The organism is Streptomyces sp. NPDC058231 (assembly GCF_042882275.1).
Taxonomy (GTDB): domain Bacteria; phylum Actinomycetota; class Actinomycetes; order Streptomycetales; family Streptomycetaceae; genus Streptomyces.
Map to the genome: position 1 here is coordinate 1 of NZ_JBHVWN010000121.1, position 11386 is coordinate 11386.

An 11386-nucleotide genomic window follows, 5' to 3' on the forward strand; every position below is an offset into this window, starting at 1 on the left:
GGGGGGGGGCCCCCCCCCCCCCCCCTTCCCGGAGCCGGGTCGATCCGGTCTCGACCGCGGGACGGGGCGGAACCGCCCCGTCCCGGTCAGGCCTCCGTGAGCTTCCCGTCCGCCACCTCGACGCGCCGCGTCGTCCGCACTGCCTCAAGCATCCGGCGGTCGTGCGTGACCAGCAGCAACGTCCCCGTGTACGAATCGAGCGCCGATTCCAGCTGCTCGATCGCGGGCAGGTCCAGGTGGTTCGTCGGCTCGTCCAGAACCAGGAGATTCACGCCCCTGCCCTGAAGGAGGGCGAGAGCGGCGCGGGTCCGCTCGCCCGGGGACAGCGTCGTCGCGGGCCGCATCACATGGTCCGCGCGCAGCCCGAACTTGGCGAGCAGCGTGCGGACCTCGGCCGGTTCGGTCTCGGGGACGGCCGCGCAGAACGCCTCCAGCAGGGTCTCCGAGCCGTGGAACAGCTTCCGCGCCTGGTCCACCTCCCCCACCACCACACCCGAGCCGAGCGTGGCATGGCCCGAGTCCAGCGGCAGCCGGCCGAGCAGCGCCGCGAGGAGGGTGGACTTCCCGGCCCCGTTGGCACCGGTGATCGCCACCCGGTCCGCCCAGTCGATCTGGAGCGACGCCGGACCGAACGCGAAGTCGCCGCGCACGACCTGTGCCCCGCGCAACGTGGCGACGACGGACCCCGAGCGCGGGGCCGCCGCGATCTCCATCCGCAGCTCCCACTCCTTGCGCGGCTCGTCGACGACGTCGAGCCGCTCGATCATGCGCTGCGTCTGGCGGGCCTTCGCGGCCTGCTTCTCGCTCGCCTCGCTGCGGAACTTCCGGCCGATCTTGTCGGAGTCCGTCGCCTTGCGGCGGGCGTTCTTGACTCCCTTGTCCATCCAGCCGCGCTGCATCTGGGCGCGGCCCTCCAGGGCGGAGCGCTTGTCGGCGTACTCCTCGAACTCCTCGCGGGCGTGCCTGCGGGCCCGGTCGCGCTCCTCCAGGTAGGCCGCGTACCCGCCGCCGTAGAGGTTGATCTGCTGCTGGGCGAGGTCCAGTTCGAGGACCTTGGTGACCGTACGCATCAGGAATTCGCGGTCGTGACTGATGACGACGGTTCCGGCGCGCAGCCCGGAGACGTACCTCTCCAGCCGCTCCAGTCCGTCCAGGTCCAGATCGTTGGTGGGCTCGTCGAGCAGGAAGACGTCGTACCGCGACAGCAGCAGCGAGGCGAGTCCGGCGCGGGCGGCCTGGCCGCCGGAGAGCGCGGTCATCGGCAGGTCGAGGCCGACGGTCAGACCGAGGTCCGCGGCGACCTCGTCGGCCCGCTCGTCCAGGTCGGCGCCGCCGAGGGCCAGCCAGCGTTCGAGGGTCTCGGAGTACGCGTCGTCCGCGCCCGGCGCCGCGTCGACGAGGGCCTGGGTGGCGGCGTCCATCGCCTCCTGGGCGTCGGCCACGCCTGTCCGGCGGGCCAGGAACTCCCGCACGGTCTCGTCCGGGCGGCGCTCCGGCTCCTGCGGGAGGTGACCGACGGTGGCGGTGGGCGGGGAGAGCCGCAGCTCGCCCTCCTCCGGGCGGTCGAGCCCGGCGAGCAGCCGGAGCAGAGAGGATTTTCCGGCTCCGTTGACTCCGACGAGACCGATCACGTCACCGGGCGCGACGACGAGGTCGAGTCCGGCGAAGAGTGTGCGGTCGCCGTGTCCGGCGGCGAGGTCCTTGGCGACGAGGGTGGCAGTCATCAGGGTGTCGATCCTAATCGGCGGACCGTTGCGTTCCCGACGGGTGTCACACCAGTCCGGCCAGTCGGTAGAGGGCGAGCGATCCGGCGACGGCGACGTTCAGGCTCGCGCCGGTGCCGACCATGGGGATCTCGACGCAGCTGTCGAGGAGGTCGAGGGCTTCGGGAGGTATGCCGTGCTGTTCGTGACCGAGGACCAGGACGGTCGGTTCGCGGGCGGCCGGCAGGTCCGCGAGACGGATCGCCTCGTCCGCCAGTTCCACGCCGACGATCCGCAGCCCGCGCTCGCGCTGCTTCGCCAGCCAGCCGAGGGGGTCTCCGGTCCAGTGGGTGCACAGCGGCCGGCGCAGCGTGTTGCCGCGGGCCAGGGCTTCCGGGACCCAGGGGAAGCGCGGCACGGTGAGACAGGCCCCGACGGCGTCGCAGGTGCGGGCGAGCGTGCCGAGATTGGCGCCGTGCAGCGGCCAGAGCGGTGCGGCGTAGAGGTGGTCCCAGCAGGAGTGGGCGCGGGGGCGGCGGGCGCGCCGCAGTTCTGTGCGGGTGCGGGTGCGGATCGCGGGGGCGGGCCCGCTCCGGTCGCGGCTCATCGCGGCGCGGAGGCGGGCCTCCGGAACGGCTGGTGGTGCGTACGGGGCATCGTGTGCGGCGATTGGCGGCTCGCCGGGGCCATCGTCTGCGTACCCGGTGGTGGACGGCCATCGGTGCTTCCGGCACGCTCCCCAGGCCAGGGTGCGTGCCAGGACGAAGGGTCTCCCCTCGGCTGCCTGTGCGTCCAGTGGAATTCGGTGCCCGCCGGGGTCGGCACAAGGACTCCCCGGCAGGGACCTGCGGGGAACGCCGCTCCGGGCAGTCCGTTAACGTCCGTCCATGAGCGGAGCAGAGGAAGTGACGGGGCGGGCAGCGGTGTCGGACGTGATCGTGGTGGGCGGTGGGATCAGCGGGCTGACGACGGCGCTGGAGCTCGCCGAGCGCGGTCACCGGGTGCGGGTCTGGTCCCGGGACGCAGCCTCGGCGACGACCTCGGCGGTGGCGGGGGCGCTGTGGTGGCCGTACCGGATCGAGCCCGGGGAGCTGGTCGGCGACTGGTCGCTGACCTCGCTCCGCAGGTACGAGGAACTGGCCGGGTGCCCCGAGGAGACCGGGGTGCGGATGGTGGCCGGTCTGCACCGGGGCGAGAGGCTTGCCGCGCTCGGTCCGTGGGCGGGACGGATGACGGGCCTGGTGGAGGTCGAGCAGGGGTTGCGGGCCGTGCTGCCGCTGATCGACATGCCGGCGCATCTGGAGTGGCTGCGGCGGAGGCTCGCCGCGGCCGGAGGAACGGTCGAGCGGCGCGCGATCACCTCGTTCGCGGAGCCGGCGGCGCAGGCTGCGACGGTGGTCAACTGCACCGGTATCGGGGCCCGGGGGCTGGTCCCGGATGCCGGGGTGCGACCGGTACGCGGCCAGTTGGTGCTGGTGGAGAACCCGGGGATCGAGGAGTGGTTCACCGAGGCGGACCCGGACTCGGACGCGACGACGTACTTCTTCCCGCAGCCCGAGCGGCTGATCCTCGGCGGCACGGCCGGTACCGACGACTGGAACGCGGCGCCCGACCCCCGTACCGCCGAGGAGATCGTGGCCCGCTGTGCCCGGATACGGCCGGAGATCGCCGGGGCGCGGATCCTCGGGCACCGGGTGGGTCTGCGGCCGGCCCGCGACGCCGGGGTGCGGATCGAGGCGGAGCCGCTGCCGGGAGGCGGACTGCTGGTGCACAACTACGGGCACGGAGGTGCCGGGGTGACGGTGGCGCCGGGCTGCGCGCAGGCGGTGGCCGAGCTCATCGGCTGAGCAGGGCCGCCGGCGCGTCAGCCGTTCGCATCGTGCCCGCCCGGCGGGTCCCCGTCGTCCCGCCGGTCCCGGTGGTCCGTGATCGGGTCCGTGCCCGGCCCGATCCGGATCTCGAAGTCTCCGTCGTACTTCGCGTGCCCCTGGATCACGGCCGATTCGACGGCTTCGACGCCGAATTCGCGGCGCACGATCAGCGGGTCCTGGCGCAGGTCGCGCATCAGGGCCACGCACATCCCGATCATGACGACGGTGAACGGCGCGGCCACCAGGATCGTCAGGTTCTGGAGCCCCGCGAGCGCGTCGCCCTTGCCGTTCCCGATCAGCAGCATGATCGCCGCCACCGCGCCGGTGACGACACCCCAGAAGACGACGACCCACTTGGCGGGTTCGCGGATGCCCTTCTGGGAGAGCGTGCCCATCACGATGGAGGCGGCGTCGGCGCCCGAGACGAAGAAGATGCCGACCAGGATCATCACCAGCAGGCTCATCACGGTGGCGATCGGGAACTGCTGCAGGACACCGAAGAGCTTGGCCTCCTGGGTGGTGGCGCCGCCGAGCCTGCCCGCCTCCTGAAGGGTGATCGCCGTGCCGCCGAAGATCGCGAACCAGACCAGGCTGACGGTGCTGGGCACCAGGATGACACCGCCGATGAACTGACGGATCGTCCGGCCACGGCTGATACGGGCGATGAACATGCCGACGAAGGGCGTCCAGGAGATCCACCACGCCCAGTAGAAGACCGTCCAGTTGCCGAGCCAGTCGGCCACCTCGCCCTTACCGGTCGCTTCGGTGCGTCCGGCGAGCTGGGGCAGGTTGCCGAAGTACGCGGCGATCGACGTGGGCAGCAGGTCCAGCACGATGATCGTGGGTCCGGCGACGAAGACGAACACGGCCAGGATCACGGCGAGGACCATGTTGATGTTGGACAGCCACTGGATGCCCTTCTCCACACCGGAGATCGCCGAGGCGACGAAGGCGACCGTGAGGACCGCGATGATCACGACGAGCAGTCCGGTGCCGGTCCTCTCCCGCCAGTTCAGTTCGTGGAACCCGCTGCCGATCTGGAGCGCGCCGAGGCCGAGCGAGGCGGCGGAGCCGAAGAGCGTCGCGAAGATGGCGAGGATGTCGATGAACCTGCCGACACCGCCGTGGGCGTGCCGGGAACCGATGAGCGGTTCGAATACCGCGCTGATCGTCTGCCGCCGGCGGCGCCGGTAGGTGCTGTACGCGATGGCGAGCCCGACGACCGCGTAGATCGCCCAGGGGTGGAGCGTCCAGTGGAAGAGAGTGGTGGCCATCGCGGTCTGCATGGCGTCGGCGGCGTCGAAGGGGTGAGTGCCGGGCGGCGGGTTGGTGAAATGCGCCAGCGGCTCGCTGACCCCGTAGAACATGAGGCCGATGCCCATACCTGCGCTGAACATCATCGCGACCCAGGACACGGTGTGGAATTCGGGTTCCTCGCCCTCCTGGCCGAGGGAGATCTTCCCGTACCGGCTGATGGCGAGCCAGAGGGCGAAGAGCACGAATCCGGACGCGGCGAGCATGAAGGCCCAACCGCCGTTGTGGATGAGTCCGCCGAGCAGTGTGCTGGAGACGTTCTCCAGCGAGTCGGTGGCGGTGGCCCCCCAGACCACGAAGGCGAGGGTGAGGACGGCCGCGACTCCGAACACCACCCGGTCGGTCGTGGGGTGCCGGTCCTGGCCCGGGTCGCCGGGGAGATCCGCCGTCACCGGCAGGTCCCCGCGGCCGCCTGTCCTCTGTTCGTCCTGCGACACAAGTGGCGCCTTTCACGGAAGCAGAATTTCGCTCTCCGTAGCCAGTACCACACATACCGTGCGGATCGCGGGATCAACAAGCGGGATCGGGTTGACCTTCTGTGAGGTGGTATGTCGCCCTCCTGTCCAGGAGGAGGGGAACAAGGTTCCGCGCCGACTGCCGCAGCGGCACGTACGCTCCGTCACCGTCCGGCCGGAAGGTGACGCCGTGCAGGGCGAGTTCGTCCTTGACGTCGGCGAACCGGCCGGCGCTCAACCGGTAGCCGCACGGTGGGTCCCGGAGGATCTCCGCGGGCTCGGCGGGCTCGTTGTCCGCGCCGCCGAGCCGGACCGGGCCGCGGTCCGTGAACCCCGCGGCACGCGACGCGGCGGTGGCGGCCCCGATCAGTCCGCGCTGCCGATCGGCGAACCGGAACAGCCCGTCGAGCGCGGCCAGTTGGGAGGCGACGCGACGCCGGTTGTTGACCGCCGGGTCCGCCTTCTCGGCGTCGGTGACCGCGTCGACGCGGGACTCGATGAGCAGACCGACCGCGTGCTTGATACCCGCCGCATTACGCAGGATGCGTTCCTGCCCGTCGCCGGCGGTCTGCTTGACCGGATCTCCCGTCACCGGGTCGGTCCAGACGCCGTAGTGGCCGCTGCTGTAGCCGGCGTCCCCTGCGGTGGGCCGGACATAACTCTCGGAGAGCGTCCGCGATGCGTCGTGCACCTGGCGTGTGACGTTGGGGTTGCGGGGCCAGAGGACGAACAGATCCTTGTCGTAGCGGGGCGGCGTGGCGCCGTACTCGTGCAGGTCGTAGATCACTTCGGGCCTGCGGTCACGGATCACCGCCGCGATGGCACGGGCCTCGGCGGTCCGCAGGGCGATGTGGTCGCGGTTGATGTCGACACCGTCGGAGTTGCCGCGGGTGTTCGCGGCCCGGCCGTCCGGGTTGGCGGTGGGGACGACGAGGATTCGGGTGCGCGAGAGGAAGGTGCGGGTCGCCGGGTTCTCGGTGTAGGCGAGGTCGCGGACGGTGGTCAGACACGCTTCCCGTCCGGACGGCTCGTCGCCGTGCTGACTGCAGATCAGCAGCACGGTGGTGGCGCCGGGGTGTCGGTCGCCGATACCGACGAGCTGGAGCGGGCGGCCCTGCTCCGTCGTGCCGATCCGGTCGACCGAGACCCGGTCACCGCCCCGGCCGACGGCGGCGAGGAAGGACTGCTCCTCGGCGCCGCCGGTCCAGCGGGCCCCGTTGCTGCTCTCGAAGGCGGTGCGGGGCGGGGTGTGCACGGCTTCGGCGGGCTCGGCGGCCGGCGGTACGGCCAGGGCCGTCGCGGCGAGTGCGAGTACGAGGTGACGGGCGCCGAGCCGTCGGACGAGCGGGATGCGCGGCGTCATGAACGGCTGCCTTCCGGGAGGCGGCAGGGGTGAGCGCGAGGGGCGCGCCGGGCGGCCGAGGCGCACCACCGGTGATCCGCACGCCGCACCGGTGCCCGCACCCGTACGGGCCTCCGCGGAAGATACTCCGGTCAACTCCTGTGCGACAGGGGGTGATCACACGCAGATGTGACGCGATGACCGCCGAGAGGTGATGCCGGACCGGGTCGCTCGTGCGAGGACGGTGGCCCCGGTCGTCCTGGGGACGGGAGCCGAAGCGCGGGTGGAACCCGGCGGCGCACGCGTGCCGCCACCCGGTCCGGTCCACGGGTCCGGGACGGGCGTTTGCGCCCGGGCCCAGGTGGGGGCGACGGCGGTTAGGCTGGCGGGGTCTTTCGCTTTACGCCAGCCCGGCCGTTTCCGGCCAGTTCCCGCGTGTACGAGGAGCGTCCTTTGCCCGGTTCGAGCCCTGATCCCGCTCACGTCACACGCCCCACGCTGGAGGCCGTGGCGGCCCGTGCCGGGGTCTCCCGAGCGACGGCCTCCCGGGTCGTGAACGGCGGGGCGGGGGTGCGTCAGCCGCTGGTGGAGCAGGTCCGCAGGGCGGTCGAGGAGCTCGGCTACATTCCGAACCATGCGGCACGGACCCTGGTCACCCGGCGCAACGGGGCGGTCGCCGTGATCATCGACGAGCCGGAGTTCCGGATCTTCTCCGACCCGTTCTTCTCCCGGCAGATCCGCGGCATCAGCCGGGAGCTGAATCTGTTCGACGCCCAGTTGGTGCTGCTCCTGGTCGAGGGCAGCGGGGACTTCGACCGGGTCACCCGCTATCTGGCCGGGGGCCACGTGGACGGTGTGCTGGCGTTCTCGCTGCACACCGACGACGAGCTGCCCTCGATCATCCGCAGGTTCCGGGTTCCCACCGTCTACGGCGGCCGCCCCGGCACACCGGGCGACGCGTCGGAACACGCCGTTCCGTACGTCGACTGTGACAACCGCGGCGGCGCCCGCGAGGCCGTGCGTCATCTGGTCTCCCTCGGCCGGAAGCAGATCGCGCACATCGCGGGCCCGCGCGACCAGACGTCGGCGCTCGACCGGATCGACGGCTACCGCGAGGTACTGCCGGACGCCGATCCGTCCCTGGTCGTGGACGGCGACTTCACCACCGAGGGCGGCGCCCGGGCGATGGCCGAACTGCTGCGGCGCCATCCCGGCCTCGACGCGGTGTTCGCATCGAACGACCTGATGGCCTCAGGCGCCCTGCGGGTGCTGGGCGAGCACGGCCGCCGGGTACCGGAGGACGTGGCGCTGGTGGGCTTCGACGACATGGATCAGGTCGCGGAGGCGACCGAACCTCCGCTGACGACGGTCCGTCAGGACGTCGAGGGAATGGGCCGGTTGATGGTACGGCTGCTGATGCAGCGGCTGGACGGCGACGGGGAGGAGCCCGATTCGGTGATCACGCCGACCGAGCTCATCAGACGGGCATCCGCCTGAACGGCGATCCCTGCGCCGGCCCGGCCGTGAACGGCCCTGCTCCCCCGGGTGCCGCCGGGTTGCGGACGGGCCGCCGGGTTGCGGGCGGGGCGCCCGCTCGTTCCCGGACGCGGTCAGCGAGAAGCACTCCGGAGTTCTCTGCGGTACTCCGCCCGCGCCTTGCGGGCGAGAGGCAGGTAGCGCAGCCGCTCCGGCAGCACGGGCACCACGTTCCGTACGACACCGCAGAACCGGCGCAGCCTGCGCTCCTGCGCGTCCGTCCACTCCAGTCCGATCGCCTCTCGAGCGTCCGGGGGCATCAGCCCGACGGTGACGAAGCGGCGGAAACGGGCCAGCGGCGGGAGCACGAGCGGCCACACGGCCCTGAGCAGCAGCCGTACGGGCAACGGGCCCCGGTCCGGCGGCGGCACGAACTGGTCGGTGGCGACGAGTTCTTCGACGACCACGGTCGCCTCGATCTCGTCGGCGAGCACCTTGCGGTAGTACGGCCAGAACTCCTCGATCGACTGGGGCATGTCCCTGTCGTGGATGCCGAGGACCCGGCCGACCTGGAGCCATTCCCGGTACAGGGCCCGCTCCTGCGCCCCGGTGAGGGGGCGGACGAGATACTGCGTGGCGTGCTGGTAGACGGGGAAGCCCGTGGCGTGCACCCATGCGTAGTTGTCCGGTGACAGCGCGTGGTAACGGCGCCCGCGGGTGTCCGTGCCCTGGATGGTGCGGTGCAGCTTCCGCAGCCTGCGCCCCTCCTCGGCGGCCTCCTCTCCCCCGTACACCCAGAGTTGCAGTGAGCGTAGGGACCGCTCGCCGCGCCCCCAGGGATCCGTGCGGAACACCGAATGCTCGTCCACGCCCGCGCCGACCGCCGGGTGGGCGACCTGAAGGGTGAGAGCCGCCGGAAGCATCAGCAGGGCGCGGATGTCTCCCGCGAGACTCCACAGCACGCCGCCGGGCGGGGGCGGCTCCGGGACACTTCCCCCGAGTGGATCGCTGTTCATGGGGTGCTCCCAGCGGTCGGCGGGCGTACGGACCGGTACCCGGCTGATGCGATGGTTCCATTATGCGATCACGGACGGCGGGCGGGCAGCCGCGCGTCGCGCACGCGCTGTCACCGCCAGTCGGCAGCGTCGATCACCGCGGCCGCGACCTGTTCGACGGAGCGGTCGGTGGCGTCTACCGTGAAGTCCTCCACCCCGGCCCGTTCGAGGATCCCGTCGAGCTCTCCCGACCTGTCCAGGTGCCAGCGCAGTGCATCGGGCTCGTCGGCATGGCGCCGGGTCAGGCGCTGCCGGACCACCGGCAGGCGGACCCGCAGCCGGCAGACCGACAGGCCGACGCCGACCGCCTCGGCGCACCGCGCCCGGTCGTCCGCGTCCTCGACGACGCCGGCGAGGACCAGCCGGGTGGCGCCGGCGTCCAGGTAGTTGCCGGCCACACAGCGCAGGTTCCGCAGCAGCAGGGCGAAGTTGAAGCGGTCGTCCGGGGGTGCGGGCCGGCAGCGGCTCAGCCAGTCCATGTCGATGACGGCGTTGGGCACCCCGGCATCGGTGAGCAGTGTGCCCACGGAGTCGGCCACCGAGGTCTTGCCCGCACCGACGGTGCCGGTGATCAGAAGGGCGCCGGCTGCCGGAGCTCCGTCGGTTCGCATGGGCGGGAGCCTACGGCGGACGCCGGTTCGCCGGTGACGCGGGGCCGGCACCCGGCGCTCCACGGAGGGTCGTACACGGTCACGGCTGTCCCACTGCCGAGCAGCCGGCGCTCGATCAGCGGCTCGATCCGGGACCGGCTACCGCCCGCGAGGCCGCATCCGATCCGGGGCATATGAACCGACACCCCCAGCTCCACGGCCCGTTCGGCCACGGCCCCCAGCGCGGCGTCGATCGCCTCGTACCGCACCGGTGTGCCTCTGCCCCCATGCGTATGCCGCGCTGCCCCACCATGTTCGCCACCCGGAGCCCCGCCCCCACCCGCACGAACTGCACCGCGCCCAGGCCGAAGTCGTTGCCCGCGCGTTCCCCGTACCAGCGGCGGTAGGCGGCCTCCGGCTCGGGCCGGCGGCGCGACACGGCGAGGACGAAGCCCCTGCCCCAGCCGCCCATGTCGTTGCAGACGTGCGCGATCAGTCCGACGCCCCCGCCCAGCGGTGCGGTGGCGCCCCCCGTACATACACGATCTCCGGCATGGCACCCACCGTACGGACCACCACTGACATTGATACTCGTACGCGGGTTCCGGTGGTCGTGGCTCTGCCACCGACTGGCACCCGGCCGGGTTCTGGTGCCGGAGACTTTCACAACAGTGGTGAGACAGCAATACTGTTGAACCGGATCGATGCACGCGGACGCGGACGGCGCCCCCGTACAGCCGTAGCCGGGAACAGCAGCGGTCAGCAACGAGGAGCAGACATGGCGAGCGGAACCGAGGAGCCGACGCTCACTGTCGACGAGCTGGCGGCGCGCGCCGGGGTCACCGTACGCACCGTGCGTTTCTACAGCACCCGGGGGCTGCTGCCGCCCCCGGTGATCGGGCCGCGCCGGGTCGGGCACTACGGCCACGAGCACCTGTCCCGGCTGGCGCTGATCGAGGAGCTCCAGCACCAGGGGATGACGCTCGCCGCCATCGAGCGCTACCTGGAGCAGCTGCCGCCCGATCTGAGCGCCCACGATCTGGCGATCCACCGCGCGCTGGTGGCCTCCTGGGCGCCGGACTCGGCCGAGGACACCACCCGGGCGGAACTGGAGCGGCGTGCGGGGCGGACGCTGACCGACGGGGACATGGACCGGCTGGCCGCGATGGGCGTGCTGGAGCGCGCCGAGCCGGCGGACGGCAGCTACCGGGTCGACCCCGGGCTGCTGCGGCTCGGCGTCGAACTGCTCGACGTGCCGATCGCGCACGAGACGATCCTCGCGGCGCGCACGGTGCTGCTGGAGCACGCGCGTTCCGCCGCGCACGAGCTGACCCGGCTGTTCCGGGACGAGGTATGGAATCCGTACCGGGAACGGGAGTCGGATCCGGAGCATGTGGCGGCGATGAAGACGCTGTCGGCCCACATGCAGCCGATGGTGCTGCAGGCGCTGGTGACAGCGTTCCAGCGGTCGCTCAAGGAGGAGCTGCGGGCCGCGGTCACGGCGGGGGGAGCCCCCCCGGGGCCCCGGCCCCCGGCGCCCGCCCCCGCCGGTCAGGTATAAACATCTGACGCGGCCGACC

General features: G+C 72.0%; 9 protein-coding genes and 1 pseudogene. 3 read left to right on the forward strand and 7 right to left on the reverse strand.

Annotated features, from left to right (window positions below; all coding sequences use genetic code 11):
* Positions 1–86: 86 nt before the first annotated feature.
* Together ACFVXE_RS37820 and ACFVXE_RS37825 are read right to left on the reverse strand one after the other, a co-directional pair.
* On the reverse strand, positions 87–1724 hold the full coding sequence (locus ACFVXE_RS37820; protein ID WP_389678208.1) for an ABC-F family ATP-binding cassette domain-containing protein: 1638 nt from the start codon (positions 1722–1724) through the stop codon (positions 87–89).
* A gap of 46 nt (positions 1725–1770) precedes the next feature.
* Positions 1771–2310: a TrmH family RNA methyltransferase gene (locus ACFVXE_RS37825; RefSeq protein WP_389678210.1), complete on the reverse strand. Its 540-nt coding sequence runs from the start codon at positions 2308–2310 to the stop codon at positions 1771–1773.
* Between the two features lie 280 nt (positions 2311–2590).
* Between ACFVXE_RS37825 and ACFVXE_RS37830 the strand changes: the two genes are divergently transcribed.
* Positions 2591–3550 (forward strand): FAD-dependent oxidoreductase, encoded by a 960-nt coding sequence (locus ACFVXE_RS37830; protein WP_389678211.1) that lies wholly within the window; start codon positions 2591–2593, stop codon positions 3548–3550.
* A 17-nt stretch (positions 3551–3567) separates the two neighbouring features.
* Here ACFVXE_RS37830 and ACFVXE_RS37835 read toward each other — a convergent pair whose 3' ends face one another.
* On the reverse strand, positions 3568–5325 hold the full coding sequence (locus tag ACFVXE_RS37835; RefSeq protein WP_389678212.1) for a BCCT family transporter: 1758 nt from the start codon (positions 5323–5325) through the stop codon (positions 3568–3570).
* Between the two features lie 73 nt (positions 5326–5398).
* A complete protein-coding gene (locus tag ACFVXE_RS37840) occupies positions 5399–6706 on the reverse strand; it encodes a M14 family metallocarboxypeptidase (RefSeq protein ID WP_389678213.1) in 1308 nt (435 codons plus the stop codon).
* Between the two features lie 432 nt (positions 6707–7138).
* Here ACFVXE_RS37840 and ACFVXE_RS37845 point away from each other — a divergent pair, with 432 nt between their 5' ends.
* Entirely contained in the window at positions 7139–8182 is a 1044-nt protein-coding gene (locus ACFVXE_RS37845; RefSeq protein WP_389678214.1) for a LacI family DNA-binding transcriptional regulator, read from the forward strand.
* Between the two features lie 113 nt (positions 8183–8295).
* Here the strand turns inward: ACFVXE_RS37845 and ACFVXE_RS37850 are convergent, their stop codons facing one another.
* From ACFVXE_RS37850 to ACFVXE_RS37860, 3 genes and pseudogenes are all read right to left on the reverse strand, one after another.
* Positions 8296–9177, reverse strand: coding sequence for an oxygenase MpaB family protein (locus ACFVXE_RS37850; protein WP_389678216.1), 882 nt, complete (start codon positions 9175–9177; stop codon positions 8296–8298).
* A 110-nt stretch (positions 9178–9287) separates the two neighbouring features.
* A complete protein-coding gene (locus ACFVXE_RS37855; RefSeq protein WP_389678217.1) occupies positions 9288–9827 on the reverse strand; it encodes a hypothetical protein in 540 nt (179 codons plus the stop codon).
* A gap of 68 nt (positions 9828–9895) precedes the next feature.
* Positions 9896–10361 (reverse strand): annotated as a pseudogene (locus ACFVXE_RS37860) (Appr-1-p processing protein); the annotation flags it as partial.
* A gap of 223 nt (positions 10362–10584) precedes the next feature.
* Here ACFVXE_RS37860 and ACFVXE_RS37865 point away from each other — a divergent pair.
* Entirely contained in the window at positions 10585–11367 is a 783-nt protein-coding gene (locus ACFVXE_RS37865) for a MerR family transcriptional regulator (RefSeq protein ID WP_389678219.1), read from the forward strand.
* Positions 11368–11386: the final 19 nt, after the last annotated feature.